The organism is Streptomyces sp. NRRL WC-3742, assembly GCF_000720635.1.
Lineage (GTDB): Bacteria > Actinomycetota > Actinomycetes > Streptomycetales > Streptomycetaceae > Kitasatospora.
Map to the genome: position 1 here is coordinate 81438 of NZ_JOCF01000013.1, position 23761 is coordinate 105198.

The window sequence follows — 23761 nt, forward strand, 5'->3', positions numbered from 1 at the left end:
CGCCTGATCTTCACGCGTGGTCATCAGGGTCCTTTGCTAGTGCGCGTCGTCGGCGTCGTCGGTGTCCGCCGTGACGAGGGCGAGCAGCGCGTCCAGGTCCATGGCGTCGATCTGCTCGTCGGTGATCACGGACGGCGTGTCCTCGACCGGCGGCGCCGGCGGTACGGGCGCGGTGGCCTCGGCCTCGGCGGGCTTGAGCACGGTGAGGAGGTGGGCGGCCAGGCGGGCCGGGGTCGGGTGGTCGAAGACCACGGTGGACGCCAGTCGCCGACCCATTGAGGCGGAGAGGCGGCTGCGGAGTTCGACCGCGCCCAGCGACTCCATGCCCACCGACTTGAACGGCAGGTCGTCGGTCAGCAGCGACGCCGAGGCTTCGCCCAGGACCGCCGCGGCATGGGTGTGCACCAGTTCCACCAGGAGGGACAGCCGTCCGTCCTGGTCCCGTCCTTCGAGGTCGCGCAGCAGGCGGGCCACGGCGTCCTCGGCGGGGCGCTCGGCGGCGGCCGCGGTCTCGGCCCGCCGGCGTCCGGGACGGCGCAGCTCCCGCAGGACGGCCGCGACCGGCTCGTCCGCCGCCGGCGCCGCCATGGTCATCAGCACCAGGGCGGGTTCTTCGGCGGCCAGGGCCGCGTCGAAGAGCCGCAGGCCGGTGTCGGTGGGCAGCGGGGTGATGGCGGCACCCGGCGTCAGCCGGGCGAACGCGGTGCTGTCCACCTGGGCGGTCATCTCGCTGCGCTCCGCCCACAGGCCCCAGGCCATCGCGGTGGCCGGCCGCCCGGCCGCCCGCCGTGCGCGGGCCAGCGCCTCCAGATAGGCGTTCGCCGCGGCGTAGTTGCCCTGGCCCGCGTTGCCGAGCGTGGCGACGCAGGAGGAGAACAGGACGAACGCGGCGAGCGGCTGCTCCCGGGTCAGCTCGTCCAGGTGCCGGGCGGCGTCCGCCTTGGCCTCCATGACCAGGTCGACGTCGCCGGGCGACATCGACTCGATCAGGTTGTCGCTCAGCACACCGGCGGCGTGCACCACGGCGGTCAGTGGACGGTCGGCTCCGAGGCATGCGAGCAGCCTCGCGACCTCGTCACGCCGCGACACGTCGCACGCCTCGATCCGGACGTCGGCGCCGAGCGAGCTGAGCGAGTCGCGCAACTCGGCCGCGCCGGCCGCCTGTTGGCCGCGCCGACTGGTCAGCACCAGCCGGCGGACGCCGTGCCGGGTCACCAGGTGCCGGGCCACCGCCGCGCCGAGCGTGCCGGTGCCCCCGGTGATGAGGACGGTGCCCTCCGGGTCGAGGTCGGCGCCGTCCACCCGGTGGTCGGGCACCGCGCGCACCAGGCGCAGCGCGGTCACCTTGCCCGCGCGGACGGCGAGTTGCGGCTCCGTTCCGGTCGCGGCGAGCACGAAGGCCGCGAGAGAGCCGGGCAGCCCGTCGGTGTCGACCAGGGCGATCCGGTCGGGATGCTCGGACTGCGCGGACCGCAGCAGACCCCAGACGGCCGCGCCCTCCGGGTCGTCCGTCTCGCCGGCGCCGGTGGCGACCGCACCCTGGGTGACCACGACCAGGCGGCTGGCCAGCACCGACTCGTCGGCCAGCCAGCGCTGCAGGGGGGCCAGGACGGAGGTCACCGGCCGGGGCGACGACCCGTTGCCCTGCTGCACCGGCCAGAGGACGACGCCGGGAGCCCGACCCGTCACACCGACCGCCTCGCGCAGGGTGTCGAGGTCCGGGTAGGCCGCGGACTCGACACCGGGCAGGTCGGGCAGGGAGCTCTTGACCACGGCCCAGTCGCCCGGCCACACGCTCTGGTCCACCGTCGCGACCGGCTTCCAGAGCTGCCGGAACACCGAGTCCCGGTGCTGCGCCAGGTCGTCGAAGAGCCGACTGGTCGCCGGCAGCATCAGCAGGCTGCCGACGGTCAGGACCGGGCGTCCCTCGGTGTCCGACAGGCTCAGCTTGAAGGAGTCGTCCTCGTCGGCCACGACGTGCACGCGCAGCGCCGCCGTGCCCTGCCGGTGCAGGTGCACCCCGCGCCAGGCGAAGGGCAGCATCGTGGTGTCCCGCTCGGCGTCCGGCCGGGCCAGCGCGGTGACGTGCAGGGCGGCGTCCAGCAGGACGGGGTGCACGCCGAAGGTGCCGGGCTGCGGGCCGACGCCGGCCGGCAGGGCCAGCTCGGCGAAGAACTCCGTGCCGGAGCGCCAGGCGGCGGTGACCGCCCGAAACGCCGGCCGGTAGTCGATGGCCGTGCCGCGGTACCGCTCGTACATCTCCTCGACCGGGACGGGTTCCGCACCGGGCGGCGGCCAGGACGCGGCCGCCGGCTGCTGGACGGGCACGGCCGCGCGGGTGTCGAGGACGCCCTCGGCGTGCTTGGTCCAGACGGCGTCGGGGCGGTCCGGCCGGGCGAAGACGGTGACCCGGTGCCGGTCGTCGTCATCCGCGCCGGCGACCGTGACCTGGATGCTGACCGGCTCGTCGTCGGGCAGCAACAGGGCCTGGTGTTGGGTGAGTTCGGCGAGCCCGTCGCAGCCGGCCTGGTCGGCGGCGCGGATCACCATCTCGACCACGGCGGCACCGGGCACCACGGCGCGGTCGCCGACCCGGTGGTCGTGCAGCCAGGCGCTGGTGCGCCCCGACAGCCGGCCGGTCAGGACGTGTCCGCCGGACTCCGCCAGCGGCAGGGCGGCGCCGAGCCACGGGTGCCCGGTCGCCTCCGCGCCGGTGAAGGTCCCGCCGGACGCGGCGGCGGGCTCCAGCCACAGTCGGCGGGTCTGGAAGGCGTAGGTCGGCAGCGCCCGCATCCGGGGCTGCCACGGGCCGTAGACCCCGGCGGCGTCCAGCGGCAGGCCGCTCGCGTAGGCGGTCGCGAGGGAGCGGGTGAAGCGGTCCCAGCCGCCGTCGTCCCGGCGCAGCGAGCCGACCCCGGCGAACTGCTCGATCCCGGCCGCCTCCGCCACCTGCTCCGCCGAGGCGGTCAGCACGGAGTGCGGGCTGGACTCGACGAAGACCCGGAAACCGTCCTCGAGCGCCCTGGCCACCGCGAGGTCGAACCGCACGGGGGCCCGCAGATTGCGGTACCAGTAGTCGGCGGTGAGGTCCGCGGTGTCGATCGGCAGACCGGTGACCGCGGAGTAGAAGGGCACCGACGAGGCCCGCGGGGTGATGCCGGCCAGCGCCGCCAGCATGTCCTCACGGACCGCCTCGACCTGGGGGGAGTGGCTGGCGTAGTCGACCGGGATCATGCGGGCGCGCACGTCCACGGCCTCCAGGTCGGAGACCACCCGGCGCAGCTCCGCACGCGGCCCGGCCAGCACGGTGGCGCGCGGGCCGTTGACCACGGCGACCGAGAGGGAGGAGCCGCGTCCGGCCAGGTACTCCTCCACCTCGCCGTGGGCGAGTGCCACCGAGGCCATGGAGCAGTCACCGGGCAGGCCGGTCAGCGCCTGGCTGCGCAGGGCCACCACCTTGGCCGCGTCCTGGAGGCTGAGCGCTCCGCTGACGCAGGCGGCGGCGATCTCGCCCTGGGAGTGGCCGATCACGGCGGCGGGCTTGATGCCGCAGGACTCCCACAGCGCGGCGAGCGACACCATGACGGCGAACAGCACGGGCTGCACCACGTCGACGCGGTCCAGGCCGGGGGCGCCGGGCACCTGGTGCAGCACGTCCGACAGCGACCAGTCGCAGTAGCGGGCGAGGGCCTCCTCGCAGTCGCGCAGGCGGCCCGCGAACACCTCGGAGCGGGCCGCCAACTCCACGCCCATGCCGGCCCATTGGGAGCCCTGGCCGGGGAAGACGAAGACCGCCTGGGCGGCGTCCGTCCTGGGTGCGGGCGCGGTGAACACCGACTCGTGGACGTCGCCCCGGGCCAGCGCGTCGAGGGCCTGGCACAGCTCGGCGGTGGAGCCGCCGGTGACCGCCGCTTGGTGCTCGAAGCGGGTGCGCCCCTCGGCGAGGGTGAAGCCGACGTCGGCGAGCCGGGCCGTCGGGTCGAGGTGCTCGCCGAGCCGGGCCGCCTGGTCGCGCAGGGCCTGTTCGGTCCGGCCGGAGACCACCCACGCCGTGTACGGCATGTCCTCGGTCGCGGAGTCCGAGGGCTCCGGCGGTGCCTCCTCGAGGATGGCGTGGGCGTTGGTGCCGCTGACGCCGAACGACGAGACGGCGGCCCGGCGGGCCCGCCCGGTCTGCGGCCACGGGGTGGCCTCGGTCGCCAGGCGGATGTCGCTGTTCGCCCAGTCGAAGCGCCGGTTGGGCTCGCCTACGTGCAGGGTCGGTGGCACCAGGCCGTGGCGCAGGGCCATCACCGTCTTGATGACGCCGCCCACGCCCGCCGCGGCCAGGGTGTGACCGATGTTGGACTTCGCCGACCCGAGCAGCAGCGGCCGTTCGCGGCGGTGTTCGCCGTAGACGGCCTGGAGGGCCTCGACCTCGATCGGGTCGCCGAGCGGGGTGCCGGTGCCGTGCGCCTCGACCACGTCCACCTCGTCGGGGCGCAGGCCGGCGGTGCTCAACGCCCGCCTGATCATGCGCTCCTGGGCCCGGCCGTTGGGCGCCGTCAGGGTGCGGCTGGGGCCGTCCTGGTTGATGGCGCTCGAGCGGACGACGGCGAGGACGGGCCAACCGCGGCGCCTGGCCTCGGACATCCGGGCCAGCAGCAGCACGCCCACGCCCTCGCCCCAGCCGGTGCCGTCCGCGCCGTCGGAGAAGGACTTGCAGATGCCGTCTGGCGACAGGGCGCCGGCCTTGCTGAACTCGGTGAAGACGCCGGGCCTGGCGTGGAAGGTCGCGCCGCCCGCCAGGGCGAGCACCGACTCGCCGGACTGCAGCGACTGGCAGGCCAGGTGGAGGGCGACCAGCGAACCCGAGCAGGCGGTGTCCACCGTCACCGCGGGACCGTGCAGGCCCAGGACGTAGGAGAGCCGGCCGGCCAGGACGCTGGGCGAGGTCCCAGTGAGCACCCGTCCCCGCAGCTGGGGCGGCACCTCGTCCCAGGCCGGCCCGTAGTCGTCGGTACCGAAGTAGCCCATGAAGACGCTGACGTCTTGTTCGCGCAGGGTCTGCGGCCTGATCCCGGCCCGTTCGAATGCCTCCCAGGCGGTGAGCAGCGTGACCCGCTGCTCCGGAGCCATCGCGGTCGCCTCACGCTCGGCTATTCCGAAGAACTCCGGATCGAAGTCGGCCAGATCGGGTATGAAGCAGCCGGACCGGGTGACGCAGGTGCCCGCGTCGCTGCCCTCGGGGCGGAACATGCGGTCGAAGTTCCAACCGCGGTCCTGCGGCATGGCGGAGGCGGTGGATCGCCCGTCCTTCAGAAGGTGCCATAAATCATCGGGGGACTCGACTCCTCCAGGGAACCGACACGCCATGCTCACAATGACAACGGGGTCCCTGGAAGTTAAGGAAAGGGAATCATCGACATGCGCCATGAACGTTCTCCCCGTATGTGAATTGCTCGCCGAATGTTTGACTAACATTCCCCGACGACTCGGCTGTGGACCTCGCCGATGCCTGGAGGGCCGACCGTCGGGGCAGGGCGGGACGAAAGCGCCGTCCTCATGGGTGCTGCCCCCCGTGCCGGTCGGAAGTGGGCGCCCGTCTGGGTCGCCCCTCTGCTCGGATATGCAGGATGTCCGGCCTGCTCGTATGCCGCTAGGGTCTCGAGACAGAGCTGAATGGTTTCTTAACGCAAGTTCGCGAAGTGTTCAACAATCAAGGTGAGGCATGCCACACGACGTCGTTGTCGCGGAACTCACCCATACGTGCTACTCTCCCCCGTCGAATGACTCGGATGCGCTGTCCCTCAGTGAGACGCAGTAAACACGAACGGTTATCGATCTTAGGGACGTGCCGTCGGCGGCGCAAGGCCAAAGCCCTGCTCTTCGTCGCCACCACCCGCGCCCGCGATGCCCTCACGATCTCGTGGCACAACAAGCGCAGTCCGTTCCTGCCCAGCTGACGTGCCATCCGCTTCCATCAGCCCACAGGGCCAAGAGAACGTGTTGCGGCCCTGCGGCTGCTGGCCAAAGGGAACCATGCTCACGAAGGCGCCCCTCCAGGGCTACCTCCTCGAAGAAGCCCTGGCCCGGCTGCTGCGCAACAGCGGCTACCGGCTCCTCAGCCACACCGGGGACGACCGTGCCGAGCTGACCACCTCCCAGGACGGCTCACTCGCCGTTCGCGGACGCGGCGCCCGCCATCAGGTCGACGTACTCGGGCAGTTCGCGTTCACGCCGGCGTTCTCGCTGCCGGTCCGGATGTTTCTTGAGGCCAAGTCCTACAACGAGCGTTGCGGTCTGTCGATTGTCCGCAACGCGCACGGCGTCGTTCGCGATATCAACCAGAACTTCGCCCTTCCCGAGCTGAGGAATCCGGCCAGCAGCGACCACGGCACTGCCCGGCCGCGCCGCCGCTACCACTACGTCTACGTACTCTTCTCCACCAGCGGCTTCACCAAGGATGCCCAACGTTTTGCGCTCGCCCACCAGATATCCCTCGTCGACCTATCAGGCGAGTCCTTCAAGTGGCTACGCGACAGGATCGGAACCGCAGCAGACCTGCTCTACACCATCAGTACCCAAAACGGAATCACGAAGTTTCCGGTCAGCTGGCTCCGGGCAGTCCTGCGCAACGAGCTCAAGACCGCAGAAATCTCCGAACCAAGCGACATCTCCACGAACGCTCCCCAGTTCACAGCAGTCGCGCTTCCCGTCGTCGAGGGCTTCGCACACAAGCTCACCGAGAAGCTGAATGGGGGTCAAGGGGTCGCAGGTTCAAATCCTGTCGTCCCGACCAGCGTTTACGCAGGTCGGAGGCCGTTTCCGCTGAGAGGTGGAAGCGGCCTTGACGTGTTTTCCGGGCCTTGTGAGTGCATTGTGAGGGCGGGTTTTCGCCCGAGCCGAGCGCGCCAGGGGGCGCGGTGCCTCAACTCGCCTTCCGTAGCTGGGCCCTGGTGACCGACCTTTGGTTCCGGTCTCTGATGATGTGATCCCCGGGTGTGCGCGGGCCGGGGAACTCGATGGGGCCGGCTGAGGCTCCGCGACCGGATACCCGACGCCGCCGAGCGGCTTCGCACCATCCTCACGACAACCGGGGACCGGCGGGAGCGTGCTGCGGCCGTTCTGACCCTCGTCGCCTGGGCACAGGACACCAGCGACCTGCTCACCGACCCGGATCCGGCGATACGCGTCTGCGCCGCCCTCGCCCCGCTCCCCTCCGACGACCCGCGCCCCACCGCGATCCTTCTGGAGGCCCTGTCGGACCCGCACACCGCCGACCACTGGTTCGACGCCGAACCCCTGCCCCAACTCGACGGATGGTTCCGCTTCACCCTCCTCCACGCCCTGCTCGCCCGCACCACCACCCTGGAAGAAGTCCTGGACGCCGCCTTGGCCTTGATGCCCATGGCCAACGACTTCACCGTCGAACGCGACTGGGGACCGCTCCTGCTGCGCGCCTTCCCCGACGGCAACGCCGGCGAGGCGGTCCTCACCGACGCCCAGTACCGACTCCTCAGCGCCATCGCGGCCAAGGACGACTGCTGGGGCAACATCGGCAACAAGATCACATGGCTGCGCCGAGCCGGACTACCGACAGAACGAGACTCCTTCCGCGCGCTCCTGGCAAACCCCCACCGGGCCCCCGACTTCTGACGGCTCGCGGCGAGCTCGGATCCTTGCGGCCCCTGCTGCCCGTCGGGGCCTGGGCCGAGTTCCGGAACCCTCACAGGCTCATCCGATGCCCGGAGCGACCGGGTGCTCAGCTTGGAAGGCCAGCCTGCGTTCGGCGTCCTGCGCGATGTGGTCGAGAACATCGTCGAGTGCCACGAACGCTTCCCACGGTCGCTGGCGGCCGGCTTCGGCAAGGCGCTCGATCATCAGTTGTTCGAGATCAGTGACGCGCTTGCCCTTCCAGATCTTGTCGGCGAGGCTCACCAGCAGGTCGTCGGTGCTGATGCCGGGCGTTCCACGATGCGTGGCTGCGGGCGAAGCGGGCGAGTCCCTCGGTGACTCCCCGGGCGATCAGCAGGTCGTGGCCGGCCATCTCGTGCGCGGAGCCGGGCCGGGAGAGCTCCTCGGGGCGCAGGATCTTCCCGATGTCGTGGCTGGCGGCTCCGAAGAGGACGGCGTGTCGGTCGAAGTCCAGCTGGGGGTAGTGCCGTTCGGCCCAGTCGACCAGTTGGTGGGCGACATCGTGGACGGCCCGAAGGTGGGCCGCGAGCCTGGGTGGGGCATACAACTCTGCGAGGAGGACAGCGACCTGGCGCGGGAGTGGTCGCAGTACGGGGTCGCCGGGCAGGGTGAGGGCTCGCTGCAGCGCGGGGGTCATTCGGGACACGGTAGGCCCTTAAATGTCGGACCCTGCTGCAAGGGTGGCTGGTCATGGACATCGACGGGTTCTGGAATGTGATCGGGGCAGCGCGGGCCGCAAGCAGCAGTCCGCACGGCAGGGCGTTCGCCGAGGCGCTGGTGGACCAGTTGGCGCGGCTCCCGCAGGAGGAGATCCTCGCCTATCAGGAGCGTTTCGACGAGGTGCACGGCGCCGTGTACCGCTGGGACGTGTGGGCCGCCGCCTATCTCATCGGGGGAGGCTGCTCGGATGACAGCTTCATGGACTTCCGGGCCGGCCTGATCGCCCTCGGGCGGGACTGGTACGAGCTGGCAGCCGCTCATCCGGACGATCTGGCGGGCCACCCCGCAGTGATCGAAGCCGCCGCCGGGGGCGACGACTACGTGATCTTCGACGAGGATGTGAACTACGTGGCCAGCCGCGCGTTCGAACGCCTCACGGGGGACGCTGATGCCTTGTACGAGGCGTGGAAGCGCCATCGGGCCGGGCAGGATCTGGATACGGCGCATGAGTCCGATATGGGCGAGGACTTCGACTTCGACGACGCTGACGAGATGCACCGCCGCCTTCCCCGCCTTGCTGCCCTCTACCTCGGGTCACCCGTCGGCTGAGACGCGTCAGCACCTTGAAGGGCGTCGCTACCCGAATGGGGCCGTTGTCCCGGCTGGTTGCCGACGTCCCTTGTGCGCGGTATGGCGGTGACGGTGCGGGTTGTCACTGGGGTCCGCTTGGATGGTCGGCATGACCGTCAACGATGTCGCCCGTTCTCTGCCCGATCCTGACGTCCTGCGGGACCACTGCCGGGCTTTGGCGATGCTGGATGCAATCCTCAGCCCCGATTGGTCCTCGCGCTACTACTCCTTCGACGCGCGGTGGTCGCCGACGGAGGAGATGGCGTCGATGCGCAACGGTTCGGGGGACGAATACTCGATCGTCTTCGCTCCGGCCGGTGTGTACGTCCGGGGCTTCGACCATGAGTCGCCGATGAGCCCCTACGCCGAGGACGGAGTGTGGCCGGGCGTGGTGGACTCCGTTCCGGAAGAGTTCCGGTCGTGCGTCGAGGAACCCGCGTTCAGCGACGACGGCGTTCCGACGGTGACGGCCTGCCTGTGGCGTAGGACGACTGATGAGAGCTGGCAGACGGGGGAGATCGACTTCCCGGAGGGCCATGTCGACCCCGACGGGGCCGACTGGTTGTTCCGGCTCCTCGCCGACCGATCTCCGGAGGCGTACGCGAGCTTCGCCGTCGACTACTACGAAGTACCAGTCGACCTGGATACCGTCCGGCATATCTGTGCTCTGCGGCCGCTCACCGATGACGTGGTGCTTGCCCTCAACGCCGAGCTGACCCTCGCAGACCTTGCCGAGGACATCGCCGAGATCGGCTACCCCACGACGTAGGAACCGGGGGCAGCCGCAGGTGGGCTGTCGGTGCCCACCCGCGGCCAACTGTCCTCGCGTCGGCGGCTCGGCATCAGAAGGCGGTGATCCGTGGGTGCTCGTATGGACCGGTGTGGGCTACCTACGATCGTCGGCCGGTGATCGGATCAGGGCTCAGTGTGTGCGTGGTCAGCCGCTGATGAGGGAGAAGCCGAGGACCACTCCTGCTGAGACGCTGATCTTGCCGGGGGTGAGGTCACCGTCCCCGCTGCCGTCGCCGCTGGAACGGTGACTGCGGTAGCTGTTCTGCAGATGGTCGGAGTCGATGTCCTTGATGTGGATGACAGGGCCGAGTCGGGCTCCGGCCGCCTCCGCGTAGAGCGCTGCCTTCTCCCGTGCGGCTGCGACGGCGGCCGCGCGGGCCTTGGCTCGCAGCTCCTTCTTGGCCTGAACGTCGAAGGTGACCCCGTCGACCTGGTTGGCTCCGGCGTCGACCACGTCCACCAGGACCGTCTCCAGCCTGTCCAGCTCCCGGAGCTCGATCACGAACGAGGCAGTGCACTCGTAGCCGAGGAACTTGCGCTCGCCGCCGTACGTCCAGGAGGACTTCAGGTCCAGCTGGGACGTGGAGACCGCGGAGTCGGGGACGTTGTGGTTCCGCAGGGCCTCGCGGACCTGGTTGACCGCTGCCCGGGTGACCTCAAAGGCATCACCGGGCTTCTGCCGTGTCTGGTTGATCGCGACCCGCAGCCGAGCGAGGTCCGGCGCGGCGTCCACGCTGGCAGCGCCGAAGACGGACATGCCCCAGGGGTTCTCTATGGATTGAGTGCCGTTCATGGCATGCATCCAACCAGCCGGGTATGCATGTCAGCAGGTGGATTTCCGTGGCAAGAGAGCTGGGCTGCCGGCGCTGGCTGGAGGACGACGCAGATGACTGGGTCGCTCGCGGGGAGGCCCTGACCTTGGCGGCCTGCCGGTCGATAGCGTGTCCGACATGGTGACCTTGGCGGAGCTGAAGAGGTGGCCGTAGAGGTTGATCGTGGTGGCGAGGGTGGAGTGGCGCAGGGTCTTGGAGACGACGGCCAGGAGTTCGGCGGTGCGCTTGCGGAGCTGGTCGAGGACCCACTGGGGCCGCAGCGGCGTGTTGCCGGGGCGGGCGAAGACCGGGTCCTCCAACTGGCCTTCGGGGTGGGCGTTCATCTGGAGGGTGGCCTGGCGGTGGAGGGCGGTCGGGCTGAGATGAGGCCGCTCGCTGAAAGCCCGACAGATCCCGATCACAGGCAGTACCTGTGGCGGGGTGGTCGGCCTGGGGGCCGTTTTGGGACCACACCTGATGAGCGCCTATGGACGCCGATGATCGGAAACGGACCCTCGTGCGCAGAGTAAACACTGAGTCACCGTCGGCACTTCGCAGTGCCACTTCCGCCGATGAGTTCCAACTCGCGTTGAGCTCATGGTGGTTGAGTAACAAGAAGGCCCTGTGGAGGAAGGCCACGGTTCGTCCGTGACCAGAGCTCGGAGAGACAACTGTGCCGACCGAGGTCGAACGGGCTTCGGATGGACGTCCGGCGTATTACCGACGTACCCCTATTCGACTGCATCCGATCTCCATACCATCTCGCCATGGAGCTCGAACTCCGGCACCTCCGGATCATCTGCAGCATCGCGGACAGCGGCAGCCTGACGAGGGCCGCCGCGTCCTTGCGGCTGACCCAGCCCGGCCTCAGCGCCCAGTTGACGCGGATCGAGCGGGTGCTGGGTGGCGAGCTGTTCAGCCGCGCGCCGTCGGGGGTCGTCCCGACAGCGTTCGGGGAGGTGGTCCTCGGCAGGGCACGGGCGGTGTTGCCGACCTTCGACGAACTGCTGGCGGTCACCGCCCTCGCCGCGCAGACGGACTGCTCGCCGCGCCGGTTCCGGCTCGGCTCCGTCAACGCTCCGTTGCTCGGCGGGTTGATCACGGCGATCAGGTCGCACCATCCGGAGGCCGAGATCAGTTCGCGGGGCCAGGGGTGCCCGGTCCCGCTCGTCGAGGACATCGCGGGCGGCCGTCTCGAAGCGGCTGTGGTGGGCGACAGCCCCGGCTACGAACTCGCGCCTCCTGTCGGTGTTGCCGTCGAGCCGATCGCCTCCGAACCGCTCTTCGTGGCGCTGCCTGCGGCTCATCCGCTGGCGGCGTTGGAGGAGATCGCGCTGGAGGACCTTGAGGACGAGGATTGGGCTGCTCCCCGTCCGGACAACGACCGGATCCGTGAGTACTGGTCCAGGACCCTGTTCGTCCTGGGCCATCGTCTGCGTGTCGTCCATGAGGTGGAAGGCCGGCTCGTCCTGGACGTCGTCCGCGGCGGCCATGCGGTGAGCTTCTGTCAGGCCACGTTCGAGGAGATGCCGGGCATCTCCGTACGGCCGATCGCCGGCAATCCGCTCTGGTACCGGCATCTGCTCGCCTGGCACCAGGAGGGGCCGCTGGCGCCGCTGGGCCCCTCGCTCGTGGAGACCGTCACCGAGGCGTACCGGATGGCAGCCGCTCGCAGCGGGGTTTACCGGAGCTGGCTTGAACGCCAGGGGGCCGCCACGCCGGCCCAGGGTGTGGCGGCCTGTTGAGTGGTGGCCCCCCGCGGACCGCGTTCCTGGCCTGGGACGTGACCTGTGGTGTGGGGAACTCTTGATCAAGCGGATCTACTGTTTGGTGATCCGGACGGTGTCGGAGAGCGGCCCGCGGCGCAGCACGTCGATCTTCACGCCCGTGCTGGGGTCGGTGAAGGACTGGCCGGGCCGGTAGGCGGCCATGTCGAGGCCGGTGCAGCCGTTCGGCGGGGTGGCGCCCGGGTTGCCGTCGACCACCTGGACGGGACCGTTTCCGGTCTGGGTGGAGGTGTCGACCTTGTAGATGAGCACGCCGGTGGAGCATGCCTTGGCGTCCCCGGTGACAGCCCGGCGGGATTCGGCGACGTACGCAGTGCTCTCGCCGGTGCGGATCACCGCGATCTTGGTTCCGCCGGGTCGTTCGACGGCCTTCAGGTGGACGGTGCGGCTGCCGGAGGCGGGCAGGCAGGCGACCTGGTGGTCGTCGATCCAGCCGAACTTCCAGCGTTCCCAGCCGGTGTGCTGCGGTGCGGGTCCGGCGATGTCGCCCATGAGGTCCCAGCCGCCGACGTAGCGGTGGACGTCGGCGGCGGTGAAGGCGTAGAGGTCGGGCAGGCCGAAGGTATGGGAGGTCTCGTGGTCGGCGACCTTGTAGCCCCAGCGGTACATGTCCTGGCCGAAGGTGATCGCCCACTTGATCCGCTTGCCGTCGGCCGTGATGCCGGCGGTGGTGGGGTCGTAGAGGTAGGTGGGCGAGAAGGTGATCGCGGAGGCGGACTTGGCGGGGACGATGTACAGCATGTCGTACGCGGAGAAGTCGACGTACGGGTCGGCGGCTTGGACGGCCTGCTTCACGTACAGCTCGTGCTGCTCGAAGCCGATGCCACGTTGGAAGCCGTAGGAGGCGGACTCCTGGGGCATGTGGATCCAGCGGTTCAGCGGTGTGATGTCCAGTCGGGTGCGGCCGTAGGAGTCCTGCTTCATCCAGTCGGCCGCCGGGGCGAGTTGGCGGTAGTAGTCGGTGAGGGATCCGGTGGCCGGGGCGTCGGGGAAGTCGACGAACAGCATGAGGACGTGCTTGGTGCCCAGCGGCTGCTGGAACTGGGTGTAGTCGGTGCCCAGGCCCTCGTCCGTCCATCCGGTCCTGCCGGGCAGGGCGCAGTTGGCGGCCGGGGCTGAGGTGGTGGGCTGGGTGGTGTCCGCGAGGGCCGGGGTGGCGGCGATCACTGGGAGGGCCGCGGCCAGGGCGGCGGCGAGGGATTTGAGTCTCATCTCCGGGTTCCTCTTCCTACGGGAGGGGGTGGCGTAAGTCAGCTGCGGCCGGCGGCGAGGTCCATCAGGCGGGCGAGGACGCGGTCGCCGGAGGCGGTCACGCCGTCGTGCTCCCACTCGTTGGTGACCCAGGTGCGCATGGCGCCGACCGTGCGGGCGGTGCGCAGGGACAGACCGGCGTCGACGTACATGTCGTCGTGGTAGACGGCGGCGGCGACGGGGATCCGGTTGGCGGTGAGGCGGGCCGGGTCGTAGAGGTCGGGCCAGTCGGTGCGTTCGGCGAGCAGGTGGACGGCCTCGCCGAACGGGCGGAGGGTGGCGATCTCCTCGAACATCCAGGGGTAGAACATCTCGCCGGTGAGCAGCAGCGGGTCGGCGTTCTCGGCGAACTCGGGGTGTTCGGCCATCGCCCGGGCGGCGGCCCAGCCGGTGGCGGCGCCGAGGTGGCCGTAGATGGATTCCTGGAGGACGGCGAACAGCGGGTTGTCGGTGAACGAGGTCAGGTTCATCGCTTGGTGCAGGAAGGTGGCCGAGGGTTCGCCGTCCGGGTCGAGCGCCTCGTCGAGCAGCCAGTGCAGGCGTTCGGCGCCGCCTCCCATGCCGAGTATCAGGCCGAGGGCGCGCAGCCGGCGGACGGTGAGCCGGTCGCCGTCGGGGAGGCGGGCCGGGTGCCGGTCGAGGAGGTCGGCGAGCCTGCGGAGGAGTTCGCGGTCGGCGGGGTAGCGGGTGTAGTACGCGGTCGTCTTCTCCCGGACCCGGGGATAGGTGGCGGCGTAGACGTCGTCGGCGGTGGCGTCGAGGCCGGGCAGGCCGCCGGTGATGTAGCAGGCGCGCAGGCCCTCGGGGGCGGTGGAGAGGTAGCTGAGGGTGAGGAAGCCGCCGTAGCTCTGCCCGAGGGTCTCCCAGGGCTGGTCCCCGCACAACTGGCGTCGGATCAGTTCCGCGTCGGTGACGATCGAGTCGGCGCGGAAGTGGGCGAGATGGTGGGCCAGTTCCCGGGCGGAGCCGAACCGGGCAGCGGTCCGTGCCGTGACCGGTGTGCTGCGGCCGGTGCCGCGCTGGTCGAGCAGCAGTACCCGGTGCGTCTTCAGGGCGTGGCCGAGCCAGCCGCCAGTGGCGTTCAGTGGGCGCGGGGACTTGCCGCCGGGGCCGCCCTGGAGGTACAGCAGCCAGGGCAGCCGGTGGTCGGACTTCGCCGGATCGCACAGTTCCCGGGCGAACACCTCGATCGTCGCGTCGGCGGGGTCGGTGTGGTCGAGCGGCACGGTGAAGACGTGGTCGGTCACCGCGAGCCCTGGCAAGCGGTAGCTGGACTGGATCACGGTGTCCTCTCGGGGTGATGGCAGGCGACCTGCTGTCCGGGGGCGATCGTTCGCAACTGCGGGCGGTCGGCGGCGCAGAGGTCGTCGGCCTTGGGGCAGCGGGTGCGGAAGCGGCAACCGCTTGGCGGGTCGAGCGGGCTGGGCAGGTCGCCGCGCAGCACGATCCGCTCCCGGGATGCCTCCAGATCGGGGTCCGGCAGCGGCACGGCGGACAGCAGCGCGTGGGTGTACGGGTGCGCGGGGCGGGCGAACAGGGTGTCGCGGTCGGCGGTCTCGACGATCGAGCCGAGGTACATCACGGCGATCCGCGTGCTGATCTGGCGGACGGCGCCGAGGTCGTGCGCGATGAACAGGTAGCTCAGCCCGTACTCGTCCTGGAGGTCCTTGAGCAGGTTGAGGATCTGCGCCTGGACCGAGACATCGAGGGCCGAGACGGGCTCGTCGCACACCACGAGCTTCGGGCGGAGGGCCAACGCCCGTGCAATGCCGATGCGTTGGGCCTGGCCGCCGGAGAACTCGTGCGGGTGCCGGTCGGCGTGCTCGGGCCGCAGGCCGACCCGGGCCAGCAACTCCTCCACCGGCTGCTCGGGCTCCAGGCCCTGGTAGCGGGCGGGGGCGGTGAGGATCCGGCGGACGGTCTGCCGGGGGTTGAGTGAGGAGAAGGGGTCCTGGAAGACCATCTGCAGCTCGCGGCGGACCGGGCGCAGCGCCGTCTCGTCCAGTTCGGAGAGGTCGCGCCCGGCGAAGTGGATGGTGCCGGAGGTGGGCCGTTCCAGGCGGGTGATCAGCTTGGCGACGGTGGACTTCCCGCAGCCGGACTCGCCGACCAGGCCCAGGGTTTCGCCCGGGCCGACGCTCAGCGAGACCCCGTCGACGGCGGCGACGTGACCGGCCAGTCGTCGGGTCAGGCCGTGGCGCACCGGGAAGCTCTTGCTGAGGTTCCGTACGTCGAGCAGGCTCATTCCGCGGCTCCCAGGGTGGGCAGTCGGTCCGGCAGGGGGCCGTCGATCCGCGGCACGCAGGCCAGCAGGCCGCGGGTGTACGGGTGGTGCGGCCGGTGGAACACGTCCCGGACCGGGCCGCGCTCGACCGCGCGGCCCTGGCGCATCACCACGACCTGGTCGGCCAGTCCGGCCACCACGCCCATGTCGTGGGTGATCAGCATGACGGCGGTGCCGGCCTCCTCCCGGAGTTCGCATAGGAGTTGGAGAATTTGCGCCTGGACGGTGACATCGAGCGCGGTGGTCGGCTCGTCGGCGATCAGCAGGTCGGGCTCCAGACACAGGGCCATCGCGATCATCACCCGCTGGCGCATCCCGCCGGAGAACTCGTGCGGGTATGCCTTCGCCCGCCGCTCCGGCTCGGGAATGCCGACCCGGTCCAGCATGCGCACCGCCACTTGGTGCGCCTGCCTGCGCGAGCTGCGGTGGTGTGCCCGGTGCGCCTCGGCGATCTGGAACGCCACCGAGTAGTACGGGTTGAGGCAGGACAGCGGGTCCTGGAAGACCATCGCGATCCGGTTGCCGCGCAGGCGGCGCAGCGCACGTCCGCCGAGCGTCGTCAACTCCTGTCCGTCGAAGCGGATTTCGCCGCCGACCCGGGCGCCTTGCAGCAGGCCGAGGACGGCCAGGCTGGTGACGGACTTGCCGCTGCCGGACTCGCCGACCACGCCGAGCACCTGTCCGGCGTCCAGGTCGAGGTCGAGGCCGTCCACAGCGCGCACGCCCGAGCGGAACTCCACGGTCAGGTCGCGTACCGTCAGCAGACTCATCCGACGGCCCTCACTCTCGGGTCGAGGACGGCGTACACCAGGTCCACCAGGAGGTTGGCGAGCACCACGAAGGAGGCCGCGAACAGCGTCACGCCGAGGATCACGGGCTGGTCGGCGGAGGCGATGGCGTCGGCCGCGAGCTTTCCTACGCCGGGCAGACCGAACACCGACTCGGTGATGAGCGCGCCGCCGAGCAGTGCGCCGAGATCCATGCCGAAAATGGTCACGATCGGCATCAGGGCGGGGCGCAGCGCGTGCCGCCGCAGGACCGTGACCTCGGGCAGGCCCTTGGCGCGGGCGGTGCGCACGTAGTTCCGGCCGAGGCTCTCCAGCAGCTCGCTGCGGGTGACCCGGGCGTAGATCCCGGCGTACAGCATGGCAAGGGTGATCCAGGGCATCAGCATCGACTGCGCCCAGCCGACCGGGTCGTCGGTGAACGCCACGACCTGCGGGTAGGGCAGCAGCTCGAGCTGCACCACCAGCAGGTACTGCAGCACGAGGGCGGTGAAGTAGATCGGCAGCGAGACCCCGCCGAGGGCGGCCGTCATCGCCGCCTTGTCCCACAGGCTGCCGCGCCGCAGGGCCGAGACGACGCCGGCTCCGACGCCGACCACGAGCCACAGTACGGCCGCGCCGATGGCGATCGAGAAGCTGACGGGCAGCCGGCTGGTGAGCGACTGCCACACCGGCTGGTCGGTCTGGAAGCTGAACCCCAGGCACGGGAAGGGGCAGCCGACGGCCTGCGCCCCAGTGCCGTAGGTGCGTCCGGAGACGATGCCGCTCAGGTAGTCGCCGAACTGGGCCGGCAGTGAGCGGTCCAGCCCGAGGGTGGTGCGGATCTGGGCGATCCGCTCGGGGCTGCATGCCTTGCCGCAGGCGCCCTGCGCCGGGTCGGCGGGCATCAGGTAGAAGATGGCGAAGGTGGCGGCGCAGATCACCAGCAGGATGGCTGCCGTGACGGCCAGTCTGCGCAGCAGGTAGAGGATCATCGTCGCTGGCTCCGGGGGTCGAGCGCGTCGCGGACGGCGTCGCCGAGCACGTTGAAGGCGAGCACGGTGACGAACAGGAAGACGCCGGGGATGAGGAAGTAGGCGGGGTCGGCGGCGTACCACGGCACGGCGGTGGCGATCATCTGGCCCCAGGAGGGGGTTGGGGCCTGGACGCCCACGCCGAGGAAGGACAGGCCGGCCTCGGTGGCGATGCAGCCGGGGATCGACATGGTCGCCACCACCAGGACCGGACCGGTCAGGTTGGGCAACACCTCGCGCAGCAGCAGCGTCCGGCGGGAGGCGCCGAGCACCCTGGCGGCCGCGACGAACTCGTTGCGGGCCAGCACCATCGCCTGCCCGCGCACGATCCGCCCGACGTACGGCCAGCCGAAGAAGCCGAGCACCACGACCAGGAGCAGCCGGCGGTCGGTGCCGGGCGCCGCCGAGATCAGCGCGATCATGAAGATCAGGCTGGGGAAGGACAGCAGCAGGTCCATGGTGCGTCCGATCGCGGTGTCGACCCAGCCGCCGAAGAAGCCCGCGATCAGCCCGAGGGCCGTGCCCAGCGCCACCGAGAGGGCTGTCGCGAGGACGGCGATCAGCAGGGACACCCGTGCGCCGTACAGCACCCGGGCGAGCACGTCCCGGCCGTTGACCGGCTCCACACCCAGCCAGTGGTGGGTGCTGATCCCGCCCGCGGCGCCGCGCGGCAGGCCGCCGAGCGCCGGGTCGACCGCATCGCCGTGGAAGGCGGTCGGTGGGCTGCCGGTGAGCCAGCTCACCAGCGGCGCGGCGAGCGCGAGCAGGACCAGTGCCGCCACCACGGCGAGCGCGAGCGCGGCCGAGCGCTGGGCCAGCAGTCGTCGGGTCACGGTCACTTTCGCAACCCCAGGGAGACCAGGTCGAGCCGCCCGACGTAGGTGATGTGCCCGTACGCTCCGGTGATGTTCGGGCCGATCAGGACCGGCGCCTTGTCCCACAGGAACGGCACCACCGGGGCGTCCTGCGCGATCTGTTCGGCGAGTTGGCCGTACGCCGTCCGGGCCGCGGCCGGGTCGCCCAGCTTGGCGATCTCGTCGATCCGCGTGTCGACGGCCCGGGAGTCGTACTGCGCGTAGTTGTTGTTGCCCTGAGGGGTGATCAGGCGGCCGTCGAAGACGATCGGCAGGTAGGTCGAGGCGCCCGGCCAGTCCGGGGACCAGCCGGCGATCACGAGGTCGTGCTCCTGCTCGGTGTTGCCGACCGTGCTGTAGAAGGCCGAGGAGCTGATCTCGTCGATCTTCACGGTGATGCCGGCCCGGCCGAGCGATGCCTGGACGGCCTCGGCCTGCGCCTTGCCGGCGGTCGTCGCGGGGGCGTCGAGGGTCAGGGTGAGGTCGGCGGCGTGGCCCGCCTCGGCGAGCAACGCCTTGGCCTTGTCAGGGTCGCCCTTGCCGTCCTTGCTGGGGTAGGGGTCCTCGGCCTGGTAGCCGAGGGAGGGCGGCAGCAGGCTGGTGGCCAGGTCGCCGGCGATCGGGCCGCCGCGGGTGGTGCGCAAGGCGTCCTTGTCGAGCGCGTACGCGATGGCCTGGCGAACCCTGGCGTCGTCGAGCGGCTTGTGCCTGGTGTTGATGCTCAGGTAGCGGGTGTTGATCGAGTCGCCGACGACCAGCCGGCTCTTCAGCTGCGGGTCGTTCAGCACCCGGCCCACCGAGGCGGGGCCGATCGGCTCCAGCGCGACCGCGTTCGCGTCCTCGCCCTGCCCGGCGATCAGCCGCTGGTCGACCACCGCGGTGTCCAGACCCAGATCGATGACGACCTTGTCGGGCAGGGCCTTGCGGACGGCGTCGGTGGCCGGGTCCCAACTGGTGTTCCGGACCAGGGTGAGCCGCTTCTTGGGGTCGAAGCCGTCGATCCGGTACGGCCCGGAGGCGAACGGTCGGGAGTCGTAGCCGACGCCGGTGTCCTTGTCCTGCGGCACCGGGGCGAACATCGGCAGCGACACCGCCGAGCCGAAGTCGGCCACCGGCTGCTTGAGGTGGAAGACGAGGGTGGTGTCGTCGGGCGTCTCGATCGCGGCGAGCCCGGCCGGGTCCTTGTAGGGGCCCTTGTACGCGTCGCCGCCGACCAACCACATCCGGGCGTACGGTGGGCCCTCGGGCAGTTCGGCGGCGAAGGTCCGCTCCACGCCGTACTTGACGTCCTTACTGGTGATCGGCCGGCCGTCCTCGAACTTCACGCCGGACTTGAGGGTGAAGGTCCAGGTCTTCGCGCCGTCGCTGGGGCGGCCGGTGTCGGTGGCCAGGTCCGGCACGACCGTCCCGCCCGCCTGGCCGGGGGCGGCGGTGAAGGTGGTCAGCGTCCGGTAGATCAGCCGGCCCACGTCCTGGGAGGACGTGACGTAGTTGCGCGCCGGGTCCAGGTGCTCCAGGTCGAGCGTGGACAGCACGTGCAGCGTGCCGCCCTTCACCGCTACCGCGTTCGGTCCGGCCGAGGCGCCGCCGCCGGACCCCGTACAGCCGGCAACCGACAGCAGCCCCAGGGCCGCCGCGAGGGCCAGTCCCGCTCTTCGCCGCGTCACGTCTCCTCCTTGCACGATGTGACATTTCATGCGTCCCAGAAGAGTGGCCGACCGGGGAGCCGCCCAGAAGATCCCAGCACCCCATCACATGGTGTTATGGCCTTCGCGCTCGGGTACCTCGCCGCAGACGGCGCGGACTTGCGCCGATTCGGCTTTGTCGCTCACGATGCCTGACGTACCGATTGGGCAGATTCGGCGCGTTGACGACGTGCCACGTGCGGCAGTAGCTGGTGGCGGTGCGGCCTCGAGAGCCGATTCCTGCCCGTCCGACCACGGCACGCGGTTGCCGCACCGGCGGACCCGCCGCCCGCCGCGCCGTCGCCCGCGCCGCGGACAACGGCAGCTTGCCGGGGGCCGCTTCGGTCGCCTTCCCCGACGCGGGGTGGCTCGCGGACGCAGTCGCCTGCCACCCTGACCTGCTCGATGACGACACGTTCGTCTGGTTCAGCGAGGCCGTCCGGAAGGAGGAATCCTTCCGACGTGATGCCCGGCTGCCTGTTCCCGTCGCGCTCACGCTTCTGGACTGGGCTGCGCAGGACTTGCTCGGGCTCCTCCGGCCGGGCACCGATGAGGAGGAACTCGACCGTGCCGACACTGGTGGCTCGTGCTCGGCCGATCAGCGGCCGCGGACGAGGGCCTGACACCCGACCGCTCACGCCGCCTTGCCGAAGTGGTGGTCGACCGATGAAGCGGGCTTGTCGGCCACCTCGGCGTCCGCACGGTCGAGCGCGGAGGAGAGGCTGATCCAGGCGCGGCTGGCGTCGGTCTTGGGCTTGCGGAAGAGGATGCCGTTGTTGTTGACGGCAGCGAGGGTCCAGCGGACGTAGAGCTGGCGGTCCATGAGGTGCACGTCGGACCAGTGCAGGGCCAGGATCTCGCCGCGGCGCATGCCGGTGCCGAGCATCACCTCGAACAGGTCACTCAGCCGGTCGGCGTAGTGCTCCGTGTTGTGGCGCAGGAACGCCGCGGCCTCCTCGGAGGTCCAGCAGGTGCGCTTTTCGGCGCGGGGCCTGAGCGGGACGGAGTGCTTGGTTGGGTTGTAGCGCAGCCGCCACGTGCGCACGGCGTGGTTCAGGGCGTTGCGCAGCGTCGGGACCACCCGGTAGACCGTGACCCGTCCGCGGCTGGCCTTGCGCTGCGCGGCCACCCTGGCCCCCGCGCAGCTCACCGTTCAGCACCGCCTTCATCTCCCGGGCCGCCTCGGCGCGGGTGGCGAACCCACCGCGCCGGCGGGTCTTGCGATTCCCGTCCTCGGAGGCCAGGTCGACGCAGTACGTCCACTTCCCGTGCTTCAGATCCCCCGCCAGCCGCGGACACCACGGCCCCAACTGTTTCCCCGAACCGTCCGAACAACCACACCGCTGGTAGACCCGACCCCGCGGCGCACGCTGTCCCATGAGCTTCCCCTTCTCTCGGACTGGGTGGTTCCTCTGGGGCAAGAGTGGCTGCTGTTTCCGGTGCGGCGGCAGAGCGTGCGGGGAGGAGCACGAAGCGCTCAGAGCCAGCCGGCGAATACACGCTCAAGACGACACACCGCCCGGAATGCCGCAGCCTTCCCTCTCAGTCCTCCAGTCGGATAATGGGTGGAGCTTCGATGGGGGTGATGCCAGGGTGAGGCGCATGCCGTCCGCCATCGAACAGCTGCTCAGGGAGCTGCACGCCACTCTGAAGCTGCGCAAGCGTCCGGAGGACGTGGCCCAGCTCACCCAGGACCTGTACGCGGCCCAGGGCGCCAGCCTTGATCCGGCCACTGAGGCTGCTCTCGCCAAGGCCGCCGAGCACTCGCTGAGCCGACTGTGGCACGGCTACACCTCCATGCTGGAAGGCTTTGCCCGGCCGGTCGGCGCTCAGCGTCAACTCGCCCGCGCGGAAAGCCTGTTCGCCAGCGTGACGGACCTCCCGGCCGGTGTGGCGGACGACCCTGGGCGGATCGAGGAGGTGATCCGCCGCGCGGGGCAGGAGATCTGCCGCACCTACGGGGACAACGACTTCGGCAGGGACCGGCTGGACCGTGCCGGGCGTGCCGAAGCCGGACTGGGCGAGCTGTCCAAGCGTCAGTACAACAAGCGCTTCCGGCTGCTCTGTCGGATGGAGGCCAAGTTGGCGCGGCTCATCCACGAGCGGCGCCGCCATGAGATCACCATCACGGGCAAGGGCGCGTTCGCCCACACGCTGCCGTACGAGCTGTTTGCCGCTGACCAGGACACCGCGGCTTTCGTCGCGTACGTCACGGCACGGGGATACATGCGCAGCGTTTTCACCAACGGCAGGCAGCGGCAGGTGTACGACGAGGTCGCCGACGCGCTGTACGGGCGACTGCGGGCCCACCCGGAGCAGACCCGTTGGTACGCGGTCGCGCACGTGCATCCGACGGCGGATGTGCTGGGGAGGCTGTCCGACGAGGAGCTCAACCAACTGCTGACCCGCTGGACCCGCTTCCTGCGGGAGGTGGCCGGGCTGCTGGAGGACGCCTGGGATCGCTGCCCACTGGAGCGCGACAGCATGATCGTGCGCCGGGGCAACGACTCGTCGACCTGGAACCAGGCCGCGCAGGCATGGAACACGGCGCGGGCGCACTGGTTGGCGCTGCTGACCGAGCTGGGCCGGACGGATGTCCTGGACCGGATCTGCCCCGGCAAGGTGCCGCGCCTGATGGCGGCCGATGTGGCGTACTGGCACCGCAGGAGCAAGGGTGGGCTGCACCCGGACACCTATGTGTGGGCAGAGCTGCCGCTGCCATGGGAAGTGCTGCGTGGGGAGAAGGAGTGTCCGCGCTCGCTGGTCGAGGAGGTCTGCGCCCGGCATGGCGTGGACCCGGTGGCCGGCGCCTGGACCGGCCCCAGACCGGCGGCCGAGTCCGTCGCCTTCCGTCGGACGCCCGAGCTCGTGCACGGGGTCGCCGTCGCGGATCCCCTGATGGCCAGCGCCCTCCGGTCGGCCGGGGTCTTCTCGGGCAAGGGCAAGGTTGCCGCCGCACAGGAGTGGTTGTAGCACCGGCATGGCCGCCCTTTCGCCCGCCGCAGCAAACCATTTGACCCTCCGGTCGGCGCCAGCGATGATCGACGGCGGCGACGAGGAAGCTCTGCGGAGGAGCGCCCGGCTCTGATCCCGGGTGGACGCAGGTTCGAATCCTGTCCTCGTCGCCGCCTTGATCCTTGCCGGAGCCTGCACGAATGTGGCGAGTTGATCGAACACGGGGGACCTGTCGGCCTGATGATTACTGCCGATCCGTTGACCGACGCAGACCTCGCTGACATCCAGGAGCGTGCCGACGCCGCGACCCCAGGTCCCTGGTAGGTGCAACAAACTCGACGACGAGGTCGCCATGAATCTCGTGGCCATCAGCACCGTTGCCGATATTGGTCTCGGGGAACGCTGGCCGGACTTCGACCACCACTACATCGTGGCCGCCACGCTCGTCCGGCAGCCTCGGTGCGTCGACATCGCCGAGATCGGTAGCCCGTGACGCAGGATCCGTGGGGGTGCGTGGGTGAACTCGGCTGGAGGCGCCCATCCGCGGCCAACTGCCGCTCGCGCCTGGTGGCTTGG

The 23761-nt window shown here is 70.5% G+C and carries 20 protein-coding genes, 1 tRNA gene and 2 pseudogenes; 9 read left to right on the forward strand and 14 right to left on the reverse strand.

What is annotated here, in order from left to right:
• Positions 1–36: 36 nt before the first annotated feature.
• Positions 37–5463, reverse strand: a complete 5427-nt coding sequence (locus IH61_RS42790) for a type I polyketide synthase (protein ID WP_078910995.1) — start codon at positions 5461–5463, stop codon at positions 37–39.
• A gap of 374 nt (positions 5464–5837) precedes the next feature.
• Here IH61_RS42790 and IH61_RS50225 point away from each other — a divergent pair.
• From IH61_RS50225 to IH61_RS0110640, 3 genes and pseudogenes are all read left to right on the forward strand, one after another.
• A pseudogene (locus IH61_RS50225) lies at positions 5838–5945 on the forward strand (DNA helicase); the annotation flags it as partial.
• Positions 5946–6021: 76 nt separating this feature from the next.
• The gene (locus IH61_RS42795) at positions 6022–6942 is read left to right on the forward strand and encodes a hypothetical protein (RefSeq protein ID WP_051836759.1); all 921 of its coding nucleotides are present in this window, start codon (positions 6022–6024) and stop codon (positions 6940–6942) included.
• A gap of 39 nt (positions 6943–6981) precedes the next feature.
• Positions 6982–7638 (forward strand): hypothetical protein, encoded by a 657-nt coding sequence (locus tag IH61_RS0110640; RefSeq protein ID WP_051836761.1) that lies wholly within the window; start codon positions 6982–6984, stop codon positions 7636–7638.
• A gap of 78 nt (positions 7639–7716) precedes the next feature.
• On the opposite strand, the gene IH61_RS49925 is transcribed toward IH61_RS0110640, so the two are convergent.
• Positions 7717–7920, reverse strand: a complete 204-nt coding sequence (locus IH61_RS49925; RefSeq protein WP_324607593.1) for a hypothetical protein — start codon at positions 7918–7920, stop codon at positions 7717–7719.
• The gene (locus IH61_RS49930; RefSeq protein WP_324607594.1) at positions 7877–8224 is read right to left on the reverse strand and encodes an HD domain-containing protein; all 348 of its coding nucleotides are present in this window, start codon (positions 8222–8224) and stop codon (positions 7877–7879) included. Before IH61_RS49930 ends, IH61_RS49925 begins: the two co-directional genes overlap by 44 nt.
• A 143-nt stretch (positions 8225–8367) precedes the next feature.
• Here IH61_RS49930 and IH61_RS0110650 point away from each other — a divergent pair, with 143 nt between their 5' ends.
• Together IH61_RS0110650 and IH61_RS0110655 are read left to right on the forward strand one after the other, a co-directional pair.
• Positions 8368–8946, forward strand: coding sequence for a DUF4240 domain-containing protein (locus IH61_RS0110650; RefSeq protein WP_031068129.1), 579 nt, complete (start codon positions 8368–8370; stop codon positions 8944–8946).
• A 130-nt stretch (positions 8947–9076) separates the two neighbouring features.
• Positions 9077–9736, forward strand: a complete 660-nt coding sequence (locus IH61_RS0110655) for a hypothetical protein (protein WP_031068131.1) — start codon at positions 9077–9079, stop codon at positions 9734–9736.
• A 168-nt stretch (positions 9737–9904) separates the two neighbouring features.
• Here the strand turns inward: IH61_RS0110655 and IH61_RS0110660 are convergent, their stop codons facing one another.
• Together IH61_RS0110660 and IH61_RS0110665 are read right to left on the reverse strand one after the other, a co-directional pair.
• A complete protein-coding gene (locus IH61_RS0110660) occupies positions 9905–10552 on the reverse strand; it encodes an SIMPL domain-containing protein (RefSeq protein ID WP_031068133.1) in 648 nt (215 codons plus the stop codon).
• Between the two features lie 30 nt (positions 10553–10582).
• Positions 10583–10993 (reverse strand): hypothetical protein, encoded by a 411-nt coding sequence (locus tag IH61_RS0110665; protein ID WP_031068135.1) that lies wholly within the window; start codon positions 10991–10993, stop codon positions 10583–10585.
• A 345-nt stretch (positions 10994–11338) separates the two neighbouring features.
• On the opposite strand from IH61_RS0110665, the gene IH61_RS0110670 reads away from it, so the two are divergent.
• Positions 11339–12316, forward strand: coding sequence for a LysR family transcriptional regulator (locus tag IH61_RS0110670; protein WP_063763180.1), 978 nt, complete (start codon positions 11339–11341; stop codon positions 12314–12316).
• Between the two features lie 75 nt (positions 12317–12391).
• Here the strand turns inward: IH61_RS0110670 and IH61_RS0110675 are convergent, their stop codons facing one another.
• The 9 genes and pseudogenes from IH61_RS0110675 to IH61_RS50235 form a co-directional block, all read right to left on the reverse strand.
• The gene (locus IH61_RS0110675; protein WP_031068139.1) at positions 12392–13570 is read right to left on the reverse strand and encodes a M6 family metalloprotease domain-containing protein; all 1179 of its coding nucleotides are present in this window, start codon (positions 13568–13570) and stop codon (positions 12392–12394) included.
• A 38-nt stretch (positions 13571–13608) separates the two neighbouring features.
• Positions 13609–14889, reverse strand: a complete 1281-nt coding sequence (locus tag IH61_RS0110680) for an alpha/beta fold hydrolase (protein ID WP_199823292.1) — start codon at positions 14887–14889, stop codon at positions 13609–13611.
• On the reverse strand, positions 14889–15854 hold the full coding sequence (locus IH61_RS0110685; RefSeq protein ID WP_051836765.1) for an ABC transporter ATP-binding protein: 966 nt from the start codon (positions 15852–15854) through the stop codon (positions 14889–14891). The genes IH61_RS0110680 and IH61_RS0110685 overlap by 1 nt, the downstream gene beginning before the upstream one ends.
• Positions 15851–16663, reverse strand: coding sequence for an ABC transporter ATP-binding protein (locus IH61_RS50230; protein ID WP_051836768.1), 813 nt, complete (start codon positions 16661–16663; stop codon positions 15851–15853). Before IH61_RS50230 ends, IH61_RS0110685 begins: the two co-directional genes overlap by 4 nt.
• Positions 16660–17652 (reverse strand): ABC transporter permease, encoded by a 993-nt coding sequence (locus IH61_RS0110695; protein ID WP_031068144.1) that lies wholly within the window; start codon positions 17650–17652, stop codon positions 16660–16662. Before IH61_RS0110695 ends, IH61_RS50230 begins: the two co-directional genes overlap by 4 nt.
• Positions 17649–18524, reverse strand: coding sequence for an ABC transporter permease (locus IH61_RS0110700; RefSeq protein ID WP_234327121.1), 876 nt, complete (start codon positions 18522–18524; stop codon positions 17649–17651). Before IH61_RS0110700 ends, IH61_RS0110695 begins: the two co-directional genes overlap by 4 nt.
• Before the next feature lie 2 nt (positions 18525–18526).
• A complete protein-coding gene (locus tag IH61_RS0110705; RefSeq protein ID WP_031068148.1) occupies positions 18527–20212 on the reverse strand; it encodes an ABC transporter substrate-binding protein in 1686 nt (561 codons plus the stop codon).
• Between the two features lie 652 nt (positions 20213–20864).
• Positions 20865–21380 carry a tyrosine-type recombinase/integrase gene (locus tag IH61_RS48395; RefSeq protein WP_234327122.1) on the reverse strand — a complete coding sequence of 172 codons (516 nt, stop codon included), beginning with the start codon at positions 21378–21380 and terminating at the stop codon, positions 20865–20867.
• Between the two features lie 16 nt (positions 21381–21396).
• Positions 21397–21609, reverse strand: a pseudogene (locus IH61_RS50235) (Arm DNA-binding domain-containing protein); the annotation flags it as partial.
• Between the two features lie 223 nt (positions 21610–21832).
• Here IH61_RS50235 and IH61_RS0110720 point away from each other — a divergent pair.
• The 3 genes from IH61_RS0110720 (at position 21833) to IH61_RS46895 (ending at position 23678) form a co-directional block, all read left to right on the forward strand.
• On the forward strand, positions 21833–23203 hold the full coding sequence (locus tag IH61_RS0110720; RefSeq protein WP_037972240.1) for a hypothetical protein: 1371 nt from the start codon (positions 21833–21835) through the stop codon (positions 23201–23203).
• A 79-nt stretch (positions 23204–23282) separates the two neighbouring features.
• Positions 23283–23355 (forward strand) — tRNA-Gln (locus tag IH61_RS0110725).
• Between the two features lie 182 nt (positions 23356–23537).
• Complete coding sequence (locus tag IH61_RS46895; protein WP_158844886.1) at positions 23538–23678, forward strand: hypothetical protein; 141 nt, start codon at positions 23538–23540, stop codon at positions 23676–23678.
• Positions 23679–23761 lie beyond the last annotated feature (83 nt).